General features: G+C 65.1%; 18 protein-coding genes. 9 read left to right on the top strand and 9 right to left on the bottom strand.

Features of this window, described 5'->3' with window-relative positions:
* The 3 genes from DN388_RS09285 to DN388_RS09295 all read right to left on the bottom strand — a co-directional run bounded on the left by DN388_RS09285 (window position 1) and on the right by DN388_RS09295 (window position 2,639).
* The gene (locus DN388_RS09285) at window positions 1-510 is read right to left on the bottom strand and encodes a flavin reductase family protein (protein WP_043861039.1); all 510 of its coding nucleotides are present in this window, start codon (window positions 508-510) and stop codon (window positions 1-3) included.
* An 85-nt stretch (window positions 511-595) separates the two neighbouring features.
* Window positions 596-1,627 (bottom strand): methionine synthase, encoded by a 1,032-nt coding sequence (locus tag DN388_RS09290; protein ID WP_254999019.1) that lies wholly within the window; start codon window positions 1,625-1,627, stop codon window positions 596-598.
* A gap of 28 nt (window positions 1,628-1,655) precedes the next feature.
* Entirely contained in the window at window positions 1,656-2,639 is a 984-nt protein-coding gene (locus tag DN388_RS09295) for a DUF1852 domain-containing protein (RefSeq protein ID WP_254999021.1), read from the bottom strand.
* Between the two features lie 335 nt (window positions 2,640-2,974).
* Between DN388_RS09295 and DN388_RS09300 the strand changes: the two genes are divergently transcribed.
* On the top strand, window positions 2,975-3,157 hold the full coding sequence (locus DN388_RS09300; protein WP_054916126.1) for a hypothetical protein: 183 nt from the start codon (window positions 2,975-2,977) through the stop codon (window positions 3,155-3,157).
* Between the two features lie 90 nt (window positions 3,158-3,247).
* Here the strand turns inward: DN388_RS09300 and DN388_RS09305 are convergent, their stop codons facing one another.
* Both DN388_RS09305 and DN388_RS09310 read right to left on the bottom strand, forming a co-directional pair.
* Window positions 3,248-3,712, bottom strand: coding sequence for a hypothetical protein (locus DN388_RS09305; protein WP_235593700.1), 465 nt, complete (start codon window positions 3,710-3,712; stop codon window positions 3,248-3,250).
* A gap of 36 nt (window positions 3,713-3,748) precedes the next feature.
* Window positions 3,749-4,936 carry an MFS transporter gene (locus tag DN388_RS09310; RefSeq protein ID WP_254999028.1) on the bottom strand — a complete coding sequence of 396 codons (1,188 nt, stop codon included), beginning with the start codon at window positions 4,934-4,936 and terminating at the stop codon, window positions 3,749-3,751.
* 234 nt (window positions 4,937-5,170) lie between these two features.
* Here DN388_RS09310 and ggt point away from each other — a divergent pair, with 234 nt between their 5' ends.
* Both ggt and DN388_RS09320 read left to right on the top strand, forming a co-directional pair.
* Window positions 5,171-6,949: a gamma-glutamyltransferase gene (gene ggt / locus DN388_RS09315; RefSeq protein ID WP_254999529.1), complete on the top strand. Its 1,779-nt coding sequence runs from the start codon at window positions 5,171-5,173 to the stop codon at window positions 6,947-6,949.
* A gap of 76 nt (window positions 6,950-7,025) precedes the next feature.
* On the top strand, window positions 7,026-7,493 hold the full coding sequence (locus DN388_RS09320) for a YbaK/EbsC family protein (RefSeq protein WP_043861044.1): 468 nt from the start codon (window positions 7,026-7,028) through the stop codon (window positions 7,491-7,493).
* Between the two features lie 114 nt (window positions 7,494-7,607).
* On the opposite strand, the gene DN388_RS09325 is transcribed toward DN388_RS09320, so the two are convergent.
* On the bottom strand, window positions 7,608-7,922 hold the full coding sequence (locus tag DN388_RS09325; protein ID WP_043861086.1) for a hypothetical protein: 315 nt from the start codon (window positions 7,920-7,922) through the stop codon (window positions 7,608-7,610).
* 96 nt (window positions 7,923-8,018) lie between these two features.
* Here DN388_RS09325 and DN388_RS09330 point away from each other — a divergent pair, with 96 nt between their 5' ends.
* Window positions 8,019-8,396 carry an SH3 domain-containing protein gene (locus tag DN388_RS09330; protein ID WP_229589314.1) on the top strand — a complete coding sequence of 126 codons (378 nt, stop codon included), beginning with the start codon at window positions 8,019-8,021 and terminating at the stop codon, window positions 8,394-8,396.
* Between the two features lie 117 nt (window positions 8,397-8,513).
* Window positions 8,514-8,819 carry an NIPSNAP family protein gene (locus tag DN388_RS09335; protein ID WP_043861047.1) on the top strand — a complete coding sequence of 102 codons (306 nt, stop codon included), beginning with the start codon at window positions 8,514-8,516 and terminating at the stop codon, window positions 8,817-8,819.
* Window positions 8,820-8,897: 78 nt separating this feature from the next.
* On the opposite strand, the gene DN388_RS09340 is transcribed toward DN388_RS09335, so the two are convergent.
* Window positions 8,898-10,388 (bottom strand): aldehyde dehydrogenase, encoded by a 1,491-nt coding sequence (locus tag DN388_RS09340; protein WP_043861048.1) that lies wholly within the window; start codon window positions 10,386-10,388, stop codon window positions 8,898-8,900.
* A gap of 358 nt (window positions 10,389-10,746) precedes the next feature.
* Here DN388_RS09340 and DN388_RS09345 point away from each other — a divergent pair, with 358 nt between their 5' ends.
* From DN388_RS09345 to DN388_RS09360, 4 genes are all read left to right on the top strand, one after another.
* Complete coding sequence (locus DN388_RS09345) at window positions 10,747-11,670, top strand: transporter (protein ID WP_052504233.1); 924 nt, start codon at window positions 10,747-10,749, stop codon at window positions 11,668-11,670.
* A gap of 34 nt (window positions 11,671-11,704) precedes the next feature.
* Window positions 11,705-13,777, top strand: a complete 2,073-nt coding sequence (locus tag DN388_RS09350; RefSeq protein ID WP_116054624.1) for a PQQ-dependent dehydrogenase, methanol/ethanol family — start codon at window positions 11,705-11,707, stop codon at window positions 13,775-13,777.
* A gap of 149 nt (window positions 13,778-13,926) precedes the next feature.
* A complete protein-coding gene (locus DN388_RS09355) occupies window positions 13,927-15,762 on the top strand; it encodes an NAD(P)/FAD-dependent oxidoreductase (RefSeq protein ID WP_254999039.1) in 1,836 nt (611 codons plus the stop codon).
* 218 nt (window positions 15,763-15,980) lie between these two features.
* Window positions 15,981-16,988, top strand: coding sequence for an Ldh family oxidoreductase (locus DN388_RS09360; RefSeq protein ID WP_054916121.1), 1,008 nt, complete (start codon window positions 15,981-15,983; stop codon window positions 16,986-16,988).
* A gap of 115 nt (window positions 16,989-17,103) precedes the next feature.
* Here the strand turns inward: DN388_RS09360 and DN388_RS09365 are convergent, their stop codons facing one another.
* Together DN388_RS09365 and abaF are read right to left on the bottom strand one after the other, a co-directional pair.
* Complete coding sequence (locus DN388_RS09365) at window positions 17,104-18,684, bottom strand: aldehyde dehydrogenase (NADP(+)) (protein ID WP_254999043.1); 1,581 nt, start codon at window positions 18,682-18,684, stop codon at window positions 17,104-17,106.
* A gap of 27 nt (window positions 18,685-18,711) precedes the next feature.
* Window positions 18,712-20,103, bottom strand: coding sequence for a fosfomycin efflux MFS transporter AbaF (gene abaF, locus DN388_RS09370; RefSeq protein ID WP_054916119.1), 1,392 nt, complete (start codon window positions 20,101-20,103; stop codon window positions 18,712-18,714).
* Window positions 20,104-20,172 lie beyond the last annotated feature (69 nt).

Below are 20,172 nucleotides of genomic sequence, written 5' to 3' on the forward strand. Positions count from 1 at the left end.
TCAGCCTGCACCGTGGGCGGCGAGGTTGCAGTATTGCCCCTTGAAGTACAGCAAGGGCTGCGTGGCAGCAGTTTGCTGCAGGTTCAGCGCCTTCACTTCGCCAATCACGATCAGGTGATCACCGGCGACGTGTTCGGCGTGGATCTCGCAATCGAGCCAGTGCAGGCTGCCGGCAATGATCGGGTTGCCCAGTGGCGATGCCTGCCATTGCACGCCCTGCCACTTGTCGGTACCCCGTCGGGCGAACTGGTTGGAGATCCCGGCCTGTTCACCGGACAGGATATTGACCGCGAAGCGGCCTGCCTGGCGGATCCTGGGGTAGCTGGCCGAACCGGCCATCACGCTGAACGACACCAGCGGCGGGCTCATCGACACGCTATAGAACGACTGGCAGGTAAAGCCGACCGGCTCCTCCTCGATCTGCGACGTGATCACCGTGATACCGGATGCGTAGTGCCCGAGCGCTTCGCGAAAGCGCAATGGCTCGATGGCAGTACTGGAACGTGACATGGTAGGTCCTGGCTGAAGGGGCGGGTCCAAAGGCGGCGGGGAGGGGGCAAGCCGCTCGATCAGCGCTGCAACCCCTCCTGCACCCTTATCGGTTCAAGAGCTCTCTGCGCACGATGTCCGCGCCGGCGCTCAAGGCGTTCAGCTTGCCGCGTGCCACCTCGCGGGGCAGAGGGGCCATGCCGCAGTTGGTGCACGGGTAGAGCTTGTCGGCGTCCACGAACTGCAGCGCTTTGCGCAGGGTGTTGGCCACTTCCTCGGGGGTTTCGATGGCGTGGTTCGCCACATCGATGGCCCCCACCATCACTTTCTTGCCGCGAATCAGCTCGATCAGGTCCATCGGGACATGGGAGTTGTGGCACTCCAGCGAGATGATATCGATGCCGGATTTCTGCAGCTTGGGGAAGGCTTCCTCATATTGGCGCCACTCCGAGCCCAGTGTCTTTTTCCAGTCGGTATTGGCCTTGATGCCGTAGCCGTAGCAAATATGCACCGCCGTTTCACATTTGAGCCCTTCGATCGCCCGTTCCAGGGTGGCCACGCCCCAGTCATTCACCTCGTCGAAGAACACGTTGAAGGCAGGCTCGTCGAACTGGATGATGTCCACGCCCGCCGCCTCCAGCTCTCGGGCTTCCTGATTGAGGATCTTGGCAAATTCCCAAGCCAGCTTTTCCCGGCTTTTGTAGTGGCTGTCATACAGCGTGTCGATCATGGTCATGGGGCCGGGCAGGGCCCATTTGATGGGCTGGCTGGTCTGCTGGCGCAGAAACCTGGCATCTTCGACAAACACCGGTTTCTGCCTGGCAACAGCACCCACAACGGTCGGCACGCTTGCGTCATAGCGGTCACGAATTCTGACGGTTTCGCGCTTCTCGAAATCCACTCCGCTCAGGTGCTCGATAAAGGTGGTAACGAAATGCTGGCGGGTCTGTTCGCCGTCGCTGACGATATCAATGCCTGCGTGTTGCTGTTCCTGCAGGGCCAGGCGCAAGGCATCCTGCTTGCCTTCGACCAGTTCCTCGCCGTGCAGCTTCCAGGGCGACCAGAGCGTCTCGGGTTGTGCAAGCCAGGACGGTTTGGGCAGGCTGCCAGCAGTGGAGGTGGGTAGCAGTTTTTTCACGATAGATGACCTTGTATGTTCTGAATGATCAAAGCGCGTATTGGGCGGACCACTGCTCAAGCACGGTCTGGTAGGGCTTGATGAAGTGCTCTTCGACAAACCTGCCCTGTTCGATGGCCAACTGACTGCGCTCTTCTCGATCGTAGACAATGCGGGTCAACGAGTAATCCTGGTGATTCAAGCTCGGCTGATAGGATCGACCTGCTGCTGAATTCGCGTTGTAGATTTCAGGGCGATAGATCTTCTGGAAGGTATCCATCGTGCTGATGGTGCTGATCAGTTCAAGGTTGGTGTAATCCCCAAGCAGGTCCCCCGCAAAGTAGAACGCCAGCGGTGCCACGCTGTTGGCAGGCATGAAGTAGCGAACCTTCAGGCCCATCTTCCGGAAGTACTCATCGGTCAGGGAATATTCGTCCTGCTGGTATTCGGTGCCCAATACCGGGTGCTGGTTTTCGGTGCGCTGATAGGTCTTGCTGCTTGAAACACTCAGGCAGATGACCGGCGGTTTTTTGAAGTGTTCTTTATAAGTGCTCGAACTCACGAAATGCTTGAACAGCTTGCCGTGCAGCTCGCCGAAATCATCCGGCGTGCTGAACCCCTGCTGGTTCTTGTTGTGCCCCAGCAACAGCACGCTGAAGTCATAATCGCGCACGTACGAGGAGAAGTTGTTGCCTACGATGCCCTCGATGCGTTCGCTTGTTTTGCGATCCACAATGGTGGTCTGCAATATTTCAATCAGCGGCAGGGCGGTGTCCCTGTGCTCGACATCCATGTTCATTTCCACGGAAATGATTTCAAGTTCGACGTTGTAGCGGTCGCCTTTCGGGTTGTCCCAGTGCGCCAGGGCATTGAAACGATTGTCGATCATCGTCAGGGTGTTGCGCAGGTTCTCCTGGCGACGCTGCCCCCTCGCCAGGTTTGCGAAGTTGGTGGTCGTGCGGGTGTTTTCAGCGGGGCGATAATGTTCGTCGAAACGAATACGCTTGATCGAGAATGTAAATGCTGTGCTCATTTTAATCGGATGCCCTGATGGTCCGAGATAAAAACCGAATCTACATTTGCCCTCTTCGGCAAGTTTGATTCGTTGTAGGTTTTTTTGCTCGGGCGTCTTGAAGTGTTCCTTAATTGGGGCGTATTTTATGTCCGGGCATCGAACGAGTTAAATTGAATTGATTTCATGGGAACGTTAGCCACCCTCATGATGCTCATCTGCAGGGCTTTTGATTATTATTTTCCGCCTTGGCCAATAAGCGGCAGGTTCGCTTTTTCAAGATGCGCGCAGGCCATGGTGACCATTGAGGCCTCAAGGCGCTGGAGGCCATGGCGTCACTTGTTGCGGATATATAAATGAAACCACTGATCACGGCCCTTGCGCTGTTCATCCTCGCCGGCTGTACCTCCAGCGGCGCTCCCACGGCTGAGCAGCAAACCCGGGAATGCATGAACTATCACGCCATGATGACTGCGCCCATGGCGCCCGATGCCATGCAGCGCCTCAAGGCTGCATGCGAACAGTCCAGGCTTCGATAACGGCCTAGGCTCTGTACGAAAAGCCTTGATACTCGGTGATGCTGCGTTGAAAACAGCCTGACCTTCGTCTCAAGACTTTTCATGCAGACCCTAGTCCCAGGCCATCACCACGCCTTCCAGCCGGCGAAACTCATCCAGTGTGCGGTGGAATTCGGCGCGTTCAAAGGTGGCGGTGCAAGCGGCCTCGAACCAGCTGACGCGGGGCTGCTCCAGGGTGATCACCTCGTGCAGCAGGCCGAAGCGCCGCCAGTGGATGTGATCCTCATGGGCGTGTTGCTCCACGACGATGACCGTGCAACTCAGGTCCAGGTCATCGGAGCACACCAGCAGCGGCACCAGGGTGGTCCACCCAGGGGCAGTGGAGTAGCTGCGGTCCCACACCAGTTCATTATCGTCTTCGCCGTAGAGGCCGGCATGCGCTGCCACCAGATGAAGCTGCGCAGCGGGGTCTCGTGCTGGCAGCCAGACTTCCAGCGGCGCGCCATCGATGGCGAAGGTCGAGTAGAAGCCCTGGCTGTACTTCGATTTGAAGCTGGCGATTGAAAGCTGGTTCACGTTGGTTTCTTTCCTTTGGCAAAACCTGGCAGGCCCTCAGTGCCCGCCCTTCATGCGCCGCGCCACCAGGTAGATCCCCAACCCCACCAGCGCAGTCGCCGCGCCAATGTAGCCGGTACTGGTCCAGCCGAACCCCGCGGTAATCGCCATGCCGCCAAACCATGGCCCCAGTGCATTGGCCAGGTTGAACGCCGCATGGTTCGATGCCGCCGCCAGGCTCGGCGCTTCATGTGCAATGTCCATCAGGCGAATCTGCAAGGGGGCGGCCAGTGCGATCATGGTGCCGACCAGCCCGCAGCCCAGCAGCACGCCCCACGGCGAACTGGCCGCGAAGGGGAACAGGCTCAGCACGAGAATCGACCATACCAGCACCAACCCTACCGCGCGAAACTGCAGGCGGTCGAACAGCTTGCCGCCCACGATGTTGCCGATGATGCCGCCCACCCCGAACGCCGCCAGCCCGAATGGAATCCACTGTGGCGACACCTTGGTCACCTGCAGCATGGTCGGCGCCAGGTAACTGAACACGCAGAACATGCCGGCAAAACCGATCGAGGCGATGGCCAGCGCCATCCACACCTGCGGCAGGCGAAACGCCTGGAGCTCCTTGCGCGGGTCGCTGCGTACTTCATCGTGACGCTGCGGCACGTAGCGCCACACCAGCCCGATGGTGCACAGCGCAATCGCGCCCACCAGCACGAACGCCGCACGCCAGCCGAAGAACTGCCCCAGGAAGGTCGCCACCGGGTTGCCCAGCAGCATCGCCAGGGTAAGCCCCATCATCACCCGTGCCACCGCGCCCGCGCGCTGGTCGGTGGCCACCATGCTCGAGGCCACCACCGCCGCGATGCCGAAGTAGGCGCCGTGGGGCAGGCCGCTGATAAAGCGAAACGCCACCAGCCCGGCGAAGGAGGGCGCGAAGGCCGTGGCCAGGTTGCCGATCGCATACAGCGCCATCAGCCACAGCAGCATGTGCTTGCGCAGCAGCTTGGCGCCCAGAATCGCCAGGGCCGGCGCACCCACCATCACGCCCAGGGCATAAGCGCTGATGGCATGGCCCACCTGGGGCTCGCTCAGGTGCAGGTTGCTGGCGATGTCGGGCATCAGCCCCATGATCGCGAACTCGCCGGTACCGATGGCAAAACTTCCCAGGGCCATGGCGGCTTCCATCTTGCCGACGGTGGCTCTGGAATAGGCGAGTGGCGGCGCTTGCTGAATGGTCATCTGAATCCTTGAAACAAACTGAAACGTTAAAGCGGGAAGCTTAATCAATCTGCACCCTACGCGTCGAGAATCAGGGCACGCGCATTGGATTCGCCGCACAAGCCGCGGTGAGTACCGGGCCTGCTCGCGTCAATCACGCTACCATTGCCCGCGTTCCCCAAACGCTCAATGGAGTTGGTCTTGACCGGTTACCCAACCACCCGCAAACACCTGATCCACGCCCTCGGCTTCTCGATGGCAGCGTTGCTGCTCGGCGCCTGTACCAGCGCAACCCCGCCTGCGCCATCCAGCACCGCCTTGCCCGCCGCCCCGGAAATCGCCTCGGGCTACCGCACAGGCATGGCCCCCGTACAGGCACAGCACCATATGGCTGCGGCAGCCAACCCTCTGGCAAGCGCCGCCGGCCAGGCGATGCTGCGCAAGGGCGGGTCTGCGATCGATGCCGCCATTGCCATGCAGGCGGTGTTGACCCTGGTGGAGCCGCAGTCCAGCGGCATCGGCGGCGGCGCCTTCATCCTGTACTGGGATGGCAAGCAGGTGCAGGCGTTCGATGGGCGGGAGACGGCGCCGCAAGGGGCCGACAGCCGCCTGTTCCTCAAGCCGGACGGTACGCCGATGGGATTCAAGGACGCCCAGATCGGCGGTCGCTCGGTGGGCGTGCCCGGTGTGCTCAGGGCCCTGGAGATGGCGCACCAGCAACACGGCAAGCTGCCCTGGCGCGCGCTGTTCCAGCCGGCCATCGACCTGGCCCGCGACGGCTTCCCCGTGTCTGCGCGGCTGCATGCCCTGATTGCCGCCTCCACCTCGATACCGCAGTCGCCTGCACTGGCCCGCTACCTGCTCACGCCCCAGGGCCAGCCCTTGCCCGTGGGCACGCTGCTGAAGAACCCCGAGCTGGCGCAAACCCTGGAGGCCATCGCCAACCAGGGCCCGGACGCCTTCTACCACGGGCCCATCGCCGAGGCGATGGTGCAGCAGGTCAATACCCACAGTAACCCCGGCACGTTGTCGCTGAGCGACATTGCAGGCTATCGGGCCAAGGTGCGCGCGCCGGTATGCGGGCCGTACAAGCAGTGGACGGTCTGCGGCATGCCGCCACCGTCGTCCGGTGGCGTCGCGGTACTGCAGACGCTGGGCATCCTGGAGGCGCTGCAGCGCCAGAAACCGGCACTGGACCTGGCCGCGATGGCGCCCGAAAAAGCTCGCCCCGGGGGCGTCATGCAACCCTCCGCCCAGGCCGTGCACCTGATTGCCGAAGCCGAGCGCCTGGCCTATGCCGATCGCGCCCTGTACCTGGCCGACAGCGACCAGGTGCCGGTCAATGTGCCAGGGCTCAACAGCAAGGCGTACCTGGCCCAGCGCGCCACGCTGATCGGTGACCGGAGCATGGGCGTCGCCACTGCCGGTGTGCCGCCCGGCATGCCCCTGGCGTGGGCGCCTGACCGCTCGCCATTGCGCATTTCCACCTCGCAGATCGTTGCGGTGGACGATCAGGGCGGCGCGCTGTCGATGACCACCTCGGTCGAGGCGGCGTTCGGCTCTCATGTGCTGGTCAAGGGCTTTCTGCTCAACAACCAGATGACCGACTTTTCGTTCATCCCCGAGGAGAACGGCAAGCCGGTGGCCAACCGCATCGCACCGGGCAAGCGGCCGCGCTCCTCGATGGCGCCGACCCTGGTGTTCGACCAGGCCAGCGGCCAGCTGGTGGCTGCCCTCGGCTCGCCCGGCGGCTCGCAGATCATCGAGTACGTGAACAAGGCGCTGATCGGCTTGCTGGACTGGAAGCTCGACCCGCAGCAGGCCGTCGACCTGCCCAACTTCGGCAGCCGCAACGTCGGCACCGAAGTGGAGGCCGGGCTGGTCGGCCCCGCCCTGATCGAGCAGCTCAAGGCCCGCGGGCATGCGGTATCGCCCATCGAGATGACCAGCGGCACGCAGGTCATCGTGCGTGATGGGCAGGGCTGGTCGGCCGGTGCCGACCCACGTCGCGAGGGCGTCGCGTTGGGCGACTGAGTTTTTTGCCTGCCCAAGCTGGTAGGGTACGCAACGGTATCCCGCCAGGGCTGTTTTTTCAGAGGATCAAGCGAAGATGAGTCTGCAGTCAGTCAAAGCGTTTTTCTCCCACCATTCACCCGACCTGCAGGTGCTGGAACTGGCGTCCAGCACCGCCACCGTCGCCCTGGCCGCCGAGGCGCTGGCGGTCGAGCCTGGGCAGATCGCCAAGTCGCTCTCGCTGCGCGTGGGGGAGGAGGTGATCGTGCTGGTGGTACGCGGCGATGCGCGCCTGTGCAACCGCAAGTACAAGCAGCAGTTCGGCGTCAAGGCACGCATGCTCGAGGCCGAGCAGGTCGAGCAGCACACCGGCCACCCCATCGGCGGCGTGTGCCCCTTCGGCCTGAGCCAGCCGCTGCGGGTGTACTGCGACGAGTCGCTGAAGGACTTCGAGGTGGTCTTCCCCGCCGGCGGCGCGGTCAATGCGGCGGTGCGCATCGAGCCCGAGCGCCTGGCCACCCTGGTCAACGCGCAGTGGGTCGACGTGATCCAGCCACTGGCCTGAAGTCGCCAGGCGCGCAAGCGGTGGTGGCGCGGGGTTATGAAAACCGCTCGATTATCCGTTGCAGGGCAACGGCGGGCAGGCCGACTTGCCACAGCAAGCCGGCCTGCCCGGGGGTCACACGCAGATCTGCTTGCGCGCACCGCGTGGCAGGCGGCAACGGTCGGCCTGGCTGCTCAGGCGGGCCTGCCAGCTGGCCTTGACGCTGAACGCGGGCACCGGCGCCGGCGCGGCCTGTTGCTGGCGCTGCTTGCGCAGTTCGGCCAGCGAAGGGGTCTTGGCCTTGGCGGCCACGGCTGCCGAGTCGGGGGCAGCCAGCGAGCGCAGGCAGGACTTGCACGACACCTGATCCGCTGCCTGAGTGCTGTTGAGGGTCTGACTGGTACGCCCGCAGGCGGCATTGGCGCCGTTCGCCGAATAGTGTGTAACCAAACCGTACATCTCCAACCTGTTGATAACAAAGGCGCTATTTTCGCACAGCCGCGCCGCTGGGTGGGCGCCGGCTTCAGTTCACCAAGGAGAAGACACATGCAATACCGCGTGATTAAAGCGCACCGCAGCGAATTCCCTCAGCCCATCACCTTTGCCAAGGGGGCCGTGCTGGAGGTGGGGGAGGTGTACCAGGGCGATGAAGGATGGGACAACTGGTACTTTTGCACCACGCCCGGCCAGCAGGGTGGCTGGGTGCCGGCGCAGGTGATCGAAAGGCTGGGCGAGCAGGCAGGCCGCGCGCGCGAGGACTACACCGCCAGGGAGCTGGACGTGGACATTGGCGATGAGTTGCTCTGCGTGAGGTCGCTCAACGGATGGTCCTGGTGCACAAGGCCGCGCGACGCGCAGGCCGGCTGGGTGCCTTCAAGCCATCTGCGCCACATCGAACAGGCGCCGGCGGCACCGACCCGCTGAAGGGCTGCACGCGGGTTCAACGGTGCGAGCGCTGATGCTCGCTGCACCTGTCGCGTATTGACGCCCGCCCGTGACGCCCACTAGGCTCGCTGCCGGTCCCTTTCATGGAGTGCTGCAATGGTTACCTGCTACCTGCGCTACATCGTCGATGCCTACAAGCTGCAAGAGTTCGAAGCCTACGGGCGCATGTGGATACCGCTGGTAGAGAAATTCGGCGGCCAGCACCATGGCTACTTCCTGCCCAGCGAAGGCGCCAACAACGTCGCCCTGGCGATGTTCTCGTTCCCCAGCCTGGCAGCGTACGAACGTTACCGCGAACAGTCGAAAACCGACGCCGAGTGCATCGCCGCGTTCAAGTACGCCGAAGACACCCGGTGCATCATCAGCTACGAGCGCAGTTTCTTCCGCCCTGTACTGGGCTGACCCCATCACGGCGCAAGCCCCCTCCTGTGGGAGCGGGCTTGACCCGCGATCGGGCCGCAGAGCGGCCCCAACTGCCGCCTACAGCTTCATCACCACCGACTTCAGCTCGGTGTAATGCTCGATGGCCGCCGCGCCCATCTCGCGCCCCACGCCCGACAGCTTGTAGCCGCCAAACGGCAGCGCCGGGTCCAGCGCACTGTGACAGTTGACCCACACCGAGCCCGACTTGATGCGCGGCACCATGCGATGCACCTGCGCCAGGTCGTTGGACCAGATGCTCGCGCCCAGGCCATAGGCACTGTCGTTGGCCAGGCGAATCGCCTCGTCCATGTCGTCGAACGGAATCGCCACCAGCACCGGCCCGAAAATCTCCTCCTGCACCAGCGGGCACTGCTGGTCGACGTCGGCAATCACCGTCGGCTGCACGAAATACCCCGGCCCGTAATACTCGCCGCCACACGCCACCTTGGCGCCCAGCTCGCGGCCCATGTCGATGTAGCGGCCCACCCGTGCCTGCTGCTTGGCCGAGATCAACGGGCCCATGTCGATGCTCGGGTCCAGGCCATTGCCCAGCTTCATGCCGTTGGCGATGCCGGCAATATCGGCCACCACGCGGTCGAAATGCTTGCGGTGCACATACAGGCGCGACCCCGCGCAGCACACCTGCCCCTGGTTGAAGAAGATCGCGCTGGCGGCACCGGCAGCGGCCACCTCAAGGTCGGCGTCGGCCAGGATGATGGTCGGCGATTTGCCGCCCAGCTCCAGCGTCACCCGCGTCATAGAATCCATCGCCGCCTTGCCGATCAGCTTGCCCACCTCGGTCGAGCCGGTGAAGGTCACCTTGTCCAGCAGCGGGTGCGCCGACAGCGCCGCACCGGCCACCGCGCCCACGCCGGTGACCACGTTGAACACGCCCGCCGGGTAGCCGGCCTCCAGTACCAGTTCGGCCAGCTTGAGCGCGCTCAACGGGGTCTCGTCCGCCGGCTTGAGCACCACGCTGCACCCGGTGGCCAGCGCCGGCCCCAGCTTCCAGCAGGCCAGCAGCAGGGGGAAGTTCCACGCCACGATGGCTCCCACCACACCCACCGCCTCGCGGCGCACATAGGCATGGAACTCGCCGTCGAACAGCGGCAGCGACGGGTCGACCGTGGTGCCTTCGATCTTGGTTGCCCAGCCGGCCATGTAGCGCAGCGAGTCGATGGCCATCTGCACGTCCATCACCCGCGCCACCTGCGCGCTCTTGCCGTTGTTCAGGCATTCGAGCTCGGCGAACACCTGGGCATCGCGCTCGATCAGGTCGGCCAGCTTCCACAGCAGGTTCTGGCGCTCGCGTGGGCGCATGCGGCTCCAGGGCGAGTCATCGAACGCCTGGCGCGCGGCACGTACCGCCTGGTCGACATCCTCGACCGTAGCGGCAGGCACCTGGGCCAGCGCCTGGCCGTTGGCCGGGTTGAGCAGTTGCAGCGTGGCGCCATCGCTGGCGCCGCGCCAGTCGGCACCGATCAGCATGCGGTGCTGACGCTGTACGAACGCCTGGGTATCACTGTGAACCGGGAAGGCATGGGTCATGGGTGTGGCTCTCTTGTTATTGAAAGGAACCCGAGGCATTCAGCAACCCTTGTGCCAGCTTTTTTCTACTACCAAAGTACTTGTTTTTCAGGGGTTTGGAGGGCTTGCGCCGGTTCTGTGCGTATTAGGTCGAGACAAACGGTGAGACACATGAGACGCCCCTGAGAAACCCCGCAAAGCCTTGCAAACCGGGCCTGCAACGGGGCAGGTGGCAGCCGGGCACTTCACCGCAGGTTGACGTCCTCAAAGCGCAACCGATTGATATCAATGGATTAATTTCGTTGGCACGAAGCCTGCTACGGCGTGTGTGCCGCCCATTGGGTGGCTCATCCGACAAAAACAATAAACAGGTGACTCGATGAGCAAGACCGTACTGTCAAGCGTGCCGGCACACCGCCGTCGTACTGCATTGGGCTGGGCACAGGCCTGGACGCTGGGCCTCGCCGGCTGCCTGGGCAGCCAGGCGCACGCCGTGGATGTGGACGCCGGGGACTACACCGCCTTGCCCGAAGGCACCAACCTGGGCATGGTCTACTACCAGCATGCCGAACGTCGCTCGCTGTACTCCGGTGGCCACAAGCAGCCGGTGCGTGCCGGGCTGAACTCCGACATCGGCATTCTCAGGGGCGTGCACTTCATGAAGCTGGGCGGGTTCACCATCGACCCGCAGTTCCTGCTGCCCTTCGGCCAGCTCGAAGGCAAGCGCGACACCTCGGGCCTGGGCAAGAGCGATGGCGGCATCGGCGACCTGATCCTGGCCTCCACCGTGTGGCTGGTGGAGCGCCCGGAAGAAAAGACCTATTTCGGCATCACCCCGTTCCTCTACGTGCCCACCGGCCGCTACGACCGCGACGACGCACTCAACATCGGCGAGAACCGCTGGAAGTTCGCGCTGCAGGCCGGCTATATCCAGGGCCTGGGCGACAAGTGGTGGCTGGACCTGATCGGCGACGTCACCTGGTTCGGCAAGAACGACGACGCCACCTCCGCCGGTCTGACCCTGCGCCAGTCCGCGCTGTACCAGGGCCAGGCGTTCCTGCGCTACCAGCTCACCCCGAGCCTGGACCTGCGCGTGGGCTACTCCAGGCTGTGGGGCGGCGAAACCCGCCTGGACGGCGTCGACCAGCACGACAAACCCGACACCGCCAAGTTTCTGGTGGGCGCAGGCTGGTTCGTCACCCCCAAGACCCAGCTGCTGTTCAACTATGGCCGTGACCAGTCGGTGGAAAACGGTTTCAAGGAAGGCGACCGCTTCAACGTACGCCTGATGCAGGTGTTCTGACCCGCACCTGCAGCCATCACCGAGGACACCGAACATGAAAAAACCTTTGCGTACTTCATTGCTGATGCTGTGCCTGGCCACCCCGCTGGCAGCCCTTGCCGCCGGGGTGGACGAGGCCGCCATCCGCGCCACCGAACAGGCCGGCGGCGAGTGGCTCAGCCACGGCCGCACCTATGCCGAACAACGCTTCAGCCCGCTCAAACAGATCGACGCCAGCAACGTCAAGTCGCTGGGCCTGGCCTGGTACATGGACCTGGACAACACCCGCGGCCTGGAGGCGACGCCGCTGTTCCACGACGGGGTGATCTACACCTCGATGTCCTGGAGCCGGGTGATCGCGGTCGACGCCGCCAGCGGCAAGGAGCTGTGGCGCTACGACCCCGAGGTGGCCAAGGTCAAGGCCCGTACCTCGTGCTGCGACGCGGTCAACCGCGGCGTGGCACTGTGGGGCGACAAGGTCTACGTCGGCACCCTGGACGGGCGTCTGATCGCCCTCGACGCCAAGACCGGCAAGGCCATCTGGAGCCAGCAGACCACCGACCCGGCCAAGCCCTACAGCATCACCGGCGCGCCACGGGTGGTCAAAGGCAAGGTCATCATCGGCAACGGCGGCGCCGAATACGGCGTGCGCGGCTTCGTCTCGGCCTATGACGCCGACACCGGCAAACTGGCCTGGCGCTTCTACACCGTACCGGGCGACCCGGCGCTGCCCTACGAGCATCCCGAACTGCGCGAAGCGGCCAAGACCTGGCAGGGCGACCAGTACTGGAAGCTCGGCGGTGGCGGCACGGTGTGGGACAGCATGGCCTACGACCCCGAGCTGGACCTGCTCTACGTCGGCACCGGCAACGGCTCGCCGTGGAACCGCGAGGTGCGCAGCCCGGGCGGTGGCGACAACCTGTACCTGTCGTCGATCCTCGCCATCCGCCCCGACACCGGCAAGCTGGCCTGGCACTACCAGGTCACCCCGGGCGACAGCTGGGACTTCACCGCCACCCAGCAGATCACCCTGGCCGAGCTGAACATCGACGGCAAACCGCGCAAGGTCCTGATGCAGGCGCCTAAAAACGGCTTCTTCTACGTGCTCGACCGCACCAACGGCAAGCTGATCTCGGCCGAGAAGTTCGGCAAGGTCACCTGGGCCGAGAAGGTCGACCTCGCCACCGGCCGGCCGGTCGAGGCCCCTGGGGTGCGCTACGAAAAAGAACCCATCGTGATGTGGCCCAGCCCCTTCGGCGCGCACAACTGGCATTCGATGTCGTTCAACCCCGGCACCGGCCTGGTGTACATCCCCTACCAGGAAGTGCCCGGTGTGTACCGCAACGAAGGCAAGGACTTCGTCACCCGCAAGGCATTCAACACCGCCGCCGGCTTTGCCGACGCCACCGACGTGCCGGCCGCCGTGGTCAGCGGCGCCTTGCTGGCCTGGGACCCGGTCAAGCAGAAGGCCGCCTGGAAGGTGCCGTACCCCACGCACTGGAACGGCGGCACCCTGAGCACCGCCGGCAACCTGGTGTTCCAGGGCACCGCGGCGGGGCAGATGCATGCCTATTCCGCCGACAAGGGCGAGGCGCTGTGGCAGTTCGAGGCGCAAAGCGGCATCGTTGCCGCGCCCATGACCTTCGAACTGGCCGGGCGTCAGTACGTGGCGATCATGGCCGGCTGGGGCGGCGTGGCCACCCTGACCGGCGGCGAGTCGATGAACCTGCCGGGCATGAAGAACCGCAGCCGCCTGCTGGTGTTCGCCCTCGATGGCAAGGCGCAGTTGCCGCCACCGGCCCCGGCGCCCGCCAAGGTCGAGCGCGTGCCCCAGCCCGTCACCGCAGCACCCGAGCAGGTGCAGGCCGGCAAGCAGTTGTATGGCCAGTTCTGCAGCGTGTGTCACGGCATGGGCACCATCAGCGGCGGTTTGATTCCCGACCTGCGCCAGTCCAGCGACGCCACCCGCGAGCACTTCCAGCAGATCGTCCTGCAGGGCGCGCTCAAGCCACTGGGCATGCCGTCGTTCGACGATTCGCTCAAGCCCGAGGAGGTCGAGCAGATCAAGCTCTACGTGATGTCGCGCGAGTACGAGGACTACATGGCGCGCCACAAAGCCGCACCTTGAATCGCGCCGGCGGCCTGTGTACGTCACAGGCCGCCGGTCGGGTGCGTGTTGGTGCTCCGGGTCGATCTGGTCTTTTCTGAAAGTAGTCACATCGCTGGCAGTCTTTGTGACTTCAACGCAAGAGCCCGATTGCCCCTGGAGCCACTGCCATGTCCGCCATCCCTTCGCGTAGCCCCCGCAGGACGCCACTTGCCCGCAACAAGGACGTGACCGCGCTGGTCCCGGACTTCCCGTTCCACTACGCCGACTACCTCGCCGCCGCCCGTGCTGCCGGCCAGCCGCTGTGCCGCGTGCCGCCCGAGTGCTGGGGCCGCAAGGTGCTGGTGGTCGGCGCCGGTATCGCCGGCCTGGTGGCGGCCTACGAACTGCTGAAGATGGGCCTGCACCCGGTGGTGCTGGAGGCCGGCGAGCGCATCGGCGGGCGGCTGTATTCCAGGGTCATGGGCGACCCCGGCGCCGAGGTTATCTGCGAGCTGGGCGCCATGCGCTTTCCGGTATCCGGCAAGGCGCTGTTCCACTACTTCGACAAGGTGGGCATGACCGCGCAGTCGGCGGACTTTCCCAACCCCGGCACAGCGGCCGCAGTCAGCACCGTGGTCGACTACCAGGGCCGCGTGAAGTACTACGAGCACGACAGCCCGGTGTTCCCCGTGCCACCGGAGTACCTGCAGCTCGAAGAGCAGTTCTTCGACACCTTTCTGGCGGGCGCGCCGTTCCACTTCCATGAACTGGAAACCGCCATGACCGAAGGCAGCATCGACCAGAAAGCCATCAAGCGCCTGTGGAATGCCATCGTCCACTGCGGCGCCGGCCGCAGCTGGGACGACGTCAGCTTCTATCAGGCCCTGCTGCAGGAGTCGAGGTGGAGCCGCGAGCAGATCAACCTGTTCGGCCAGATCGGCTTCGGCACCGGTGGCTGGAACACCGACTACCCCAACAGCATCCTCGAAGTGCTGCGGGTGCTGTACACCGGGCTGGATGCCAGCCACCGGCTCATGTACCAGGGCGCCGAGGCACTGCCCAGGGCGCTGTGGACGCAATCGCCCACTGCGTTGGGCGACCCCTGCGCCAACGGCCAGGGCGACAGCAGCGTCGAGTCGATGACCCGCCAGGTATTTGCCGAGCCGTTCAACCAGGAAGTCCGGCATATCAGCCCGCTGGCGAACGGTGAGTTCTCGGTACTGGTCCACGACCTCAAGCGCGATACCAGTGCCTGGCTGACCATCGGCCACGTGGTCTACACCCCGCACCTGCGGGTGCTCGACAAGCTGCGCGCCAGCGGCAACGTGCAGCAACTGAAGGCCATGGACGCGCTGCTGCCCAGCGCGACCTGGGAGGCCGTCAAATACACTCACTACATGCAGTCGGCAAAGATCTTCGCGGCCACCCGGCGGCCCTTCTGGCACGAACGACCGGGGCCGATGCAGGAACGCACGCTGAGCGTGACGCTGTCCGATGGCCTCACCCGTGGCACCTACCTGGTCGATTACGCGCAGGCGCCAAGCGGCTACCGCGGCAGCGGCATCTTCCTGTCGTACACCTGGAACGACGATGCGCTGAAGTTCCTGGGCGACCGCGCCAGGCCGGCGCCGCAGCATGCCCAGCTGTGCACCACATTGCTGCAGGCCATCTACCCCAACGTGGACCTCGCCGCGCACTACAGTGCCAGCAACACCTTCGTCGAGTTCAACTGGGAGGACCAGCCGCACTACCTGGGCGCCTTCAAGATGAACCTGCCCGGGCAGTACGCCTACCAGCGCAGGCTCTTCGCGCAGTTCATGACCGGGGTGGGCAGCGCCACGCCCTACGGCTTCGTGCTGGCCGGCGACGACGTGTCCTGGACCGGTGGCTGGGCCGAGGGCGCGGTCACCAGCGCACTCAATGCCGTGAACAAGATTGCCGTGTGCCTGGGCGGCGCGAGCGACCCGAGCAACCCCGGCCCGGTGGAATCCTGGGCCGACCTGCAACCGGTCGAACTGCGCTGAAGCTATCCACAAAAAAAGTGGGTAGCTCTGTGGATAAAGCGCTACACGCTGCGTACCACAAGGGCTGCGTCAGTTTGATTACAAACTGAACAGCTTCCCTGGGTGTGCGTGGGGGGCTGTTGGCCACTGTGCCAAGTTCGTCATGCCCGTGGTCCGAATCGATCAAGCCCGGCCCCGGTCGATGGGGCACGATGGGCGGTCTGTCCAAGGAGCTGACCATGATTCGACTGACCCTTACCCAAGCCCATGAACTGGCAGAGTCGATCCTGCTGCACAACGGTTTCAACGCGGCGCACGCCGCAGCGGTGACGGCCACGGTGGTCGCCGGGGAGCGCGATGGCTGCGCCTCCCATGGGCTGTACCGGGTGATCGGCTGTGTGAACTCGCTCAAGGCCGGCAAGGTGTCGGCGGCGGCCGAGCCGCAGGTGATCGACCAGGCGCCCTCGATCGTGCGTGTGGATGCTGCTGGCGGCTTCTCGCAGCTGGCGTTCCAGGCCGGCTTGCCGATGCTGCAGGCCAAGGCCCGCAGCAACGGTATCGCGGCCCTGGCCATCAACCACTGCGTGCACTTTTCGGCGTTGTGGGTCGAGATCGAACAACTGACCGAGGCCGGCCTGGTGGCGCTGGCGTGCAACCCCAGCCATGCCTGGGTGGCGCCGGCCGGGGGCAGCCAGCCGGTGTTCGGCACCAACCCCATCGCGTTCGGCTGGCCGCGTGCGGGCGCCAACCCGTTCGTGTTCGACTTTGCCACCAGCGCGATTGCGCGCGGCGACATCGAGCTGCATCGGCGCGCCGGCAAGGCCATCCCCGAAGGCTGGGGCGTGGATGCCCAGGGGCAGCCGAGCACCGACCCGAACGTGGTGCTCGACAGTGGCGCGATGCTCACCTTTGGTGGGCACAAGGGTTCGGCGCTGGCGGCGATGGTCGAGCTGATTGCCGGGCCGTTGATCGGCGACCTGACCAGTGCCGAGTCGCTGGCCTATGACGCGGGCAGCAAGTCCTCGCCGTACCATGGCGAGCTGATCCTCGCGCTGGACCCGCAGCGGTTTCTGGGGGCGGGCGCCGAGGCGCACCTGGCGCGGGCGGAGGCGGTGTTTGCGGGCATCGAGGGGCAGGGTGCGCGGCTGCCGTCACAGCGCCGCTTCGAGGCGCGCAAGCGCAGCCTGGAGGAGGGCGTACAGATCCCCGAGGCGCTGTACAACGACCTCAAGGCATTGCTGAACTGAAACCCCATCGCGGGCCAAGCCCGCTCCCACAGGGTCTCCACTGACCATGAACACAGTGGTGTACCTGTGGGAGCGGGCTTGGCCCGCGATGGGCTGCAAAGCAGCCCCAAATCAGTCAGAGCGGTTCGCGACTACTACAACCCTCCACCAACCGCACAATCCCCAGCGGGTTGCCATCCTGCAACGCTGCCGGCAGCAGATCATCCGGGCAGTTCTGGTAACACACCGGCCGCAGGAACCGATCGATCGCCAGGCTCCCCACCGACGTCCCCCGCGCATCCGAGGTGGCCGGGTAGGGCCCGCCATGCACCATCGCATCGCACACTTCAACACCGGTCGGGTAGCCGTTGAACAGCACCCGCCCAACCTTCTGCTCCAGCAGCGGCAGCACCTGGGCAAATTGCGCCAGGTCGTCGGCTTCTGCAATCAGGGTGGCGGTCAACTGCCCATGCAGGCTCGCCAGCGCGCTGTGCAACTGGTCCGCATCGGCCACTTCCACCACCACCGTGGTCGGCCCGAACACCTCCTCCTGCAACAGCGCATCACCGTCGAGCAGCAAGCTCACTTCTGCCTTGAACAGCTGCGGCTGCGCCTGGTTGCCCTGTTGTTCACGGCCCGCCAGGTGGCTCACCCCAGGGTGCGCCTGCAACGCCTGTACGCCCTTGGCATAACTGCGCAGGGTGCCGGCATTGAGCATGGTCTGCGCCGGCTGCTCGCCTAGCGTCGCCGCCAAGTGCGCAACAAACGCCGAAAACTGCGGCGAGCGCAGCCCGATCACCAGCCCGGGGTTGGTACAGAACTGCCCGCAGCCCATCACCACCGACGCCGCCAGCTCCGTGGCGATTTTCTCGCTGCGCACCTGCAGCGCCTGCGGCAGCACCAGCACCGGGTTGATGCTGCTCATTTCGGCAAACACCGGGATCGGCTGCGCCCGCGCCGCCGCCATGTCGCACAGCGCGCGCCCGCCCTTGAGCGAGCCGGTAAAGCCCACGGCCTGGATCGCCGGGTGCTTGACCAGCGCCTCGCCCACCCCGGCGCCATAGATCATGTTGAACACGCCCTCGGGCATGCCGGTGCGCTCGGCGGCGCGAATGATCGCGTTGGCCACGTGCTCGGCCGTGGCCATGTGCCCGCTGTGGGCCTTGAACACCACCGGGCAGCCGGCCGCCAGCGCCGCTGCGGTATCGCCCCCGGCGGTGGAGAACGCCAGCGGAAAGTTGCTGGCGCCGAACACCGCCACCGGCCCCACGCCGATACGGTACTGGCGCAGGTCCACCCGTGGCAGCGGCTGGCGCTCGGGCAATGCGCGGTCGATGCGTGCACCGTAGAAGTCGCCCCGGCGCAGCACCTGGGCAAACAGGCGCATCTGCCCGCTGGTGCGGCCGCGCTCGCCCTTGATCCGTGCCGTGGGCAAGGCCGTTTCGCGGGTTACCAGCGCGACGAAGTCATCGTCCAGCGCGTCCAGCTGCTCGGCTATGGCCTCCAGAAACTCCGCCCGGCGCCCGGCCGGCAGGTTGCGAAACGTCGGGTAGGCCGCCGCTGCGGCGCGGGCGGCAGCGTCCACTTCCTCGGCGGTGGCCTGGGTGAAACGGTACGGCAGGGCGTCGCCGGTGGTGGCGTCATGGCTGTGCAGGGTGATGCTGCCGGCGGCGCTGCGCGCACCGCCGATGTAGTTGTGGCCGATGATCTCGGTCATGCAGACCTCCTGTTGAAAGGGTTGGGCTCAGGCCAGCGAGTTACCGCGAGCGCTGGCGGTGTCGGTGCTGGCGGCAACCCGCTCGGCCGACTCGGCGTCGACCAGGTGCAGCGACTTGCCACGGGTTTCACGGGTCAGGCCGACGGCGACGATGGAAATCGCCGCGGCGCCCACCAGGTACCAGGCAATCGGCGTCGAGCTGTTGTACTTGTTGAGCAGGGTGATGGCGATCAGCGGTGCCAGGGAGCCGGCGAAAATCGGCGCCACCTGATAGCACAGCGACAAGGCGGTGTAGCGCACATGGGTGGGAAACATCTCGGCCATCAGCGCCGAGTAGGGCGCATAGGTCATCGACTCGATGGCCAGGCCCAGGGTGATCGCCGCCATGATCAGCCAGTTGTTGCCGGTGTCCATCATCGGGAAGCCGACGAAGCCCCAGAACGCGGTCAGCACCGCACCGGTCAGGTACACCGGCTTGCGCCCCACCAGGTCGGACAGGTAGCCCATCAGCGGGATCAGGAAGAAGTGCAGCAGGTGCGCGCCGAACATCAGCAGCAGAATCTGCGAGGTGTCCTTGTGCACCACCAGCTTGAGGTAGGTGATCGAGAAGGTCACCACGGTGTAGTACAGGATGTTCTCGGCAAACCGCGCGCCGATGCCCACCAGTACCGAACGCCAGTGATGGCGCAGCACTTCCACCACACCCAGTTGCTGCACCTTGTGCTGCGCCTGGCGGGCCTGGGCCTGCTTGAAGATCGGGGCATCATCCACGCTGGTGCGGATCCAGTAGCCGATCAGCACCACCAGTGCCGACAGCCAGAACGCCACGCGCCAGCCCCAGGCCAGGAACTGCTCCTCGCTCAGGGTGCTCGACAGCGCCAGCAGCGCCACCGTGGCCAGCAGGTTGCCCGCCGGTACGCCGGCCTGCGGCCAGCTGGCCCAGAAGCCGCGTCGGTTGTCCGGGCAGTGCTCGGACACCAGCAAAATCGCGCCGCCCCATTCGCCGCCAAAGGCGAACCCCTGGATCAGGCGCAGCAGCACCAGCAGGATGGGCGCGGCGTAGCCGATGCTGTCGAAACCGGGCAGGCAGCCCATCAGAAAGGTGGTGATGCCGACCACCACCAGGCTCAGTTGCAACAGGCGCTTGCGCCCGAACTTGTCGCCATAGTGGCCGAACACCAGGCCGCCCAGCGGGCGGGCCAGAAAACCTACGGCGTAAAGGGCGAAGGCGGCGATGATGCCGTCGATGGGGCTGTCGGTCTGGCGAAAGAACAACTGGCCGAACACCAGTGCCGAGGCCGTACCGTAGAGAAAGAATTCATACCATTCGGCGACGGTACCGGCCATGGCGGCCGCTACCACACGCTTGAGGCCCGCCGGGGCGGTGGTTGCGCGGGGAGAGGGGTGTGCAGTGCTCATGCTGGCGTTTCCTGTGCAGGCGCAAGACAGAAAAACAGGCGCGCCGGGTGGGCCCCGCAGAGAGGCCCA

Origin of the sequence: Pseudomonas sp. S12(2018) (assembly GCF_024355235.1) — a bacterium.
Classification (GTDB): Bacteria; Pseudomonadota; Gammaproteobacteria; order Pseudomonadales; family Pseudomonadaceae; genus Aquipseudomonas; species Aquipseudomonas palmensis.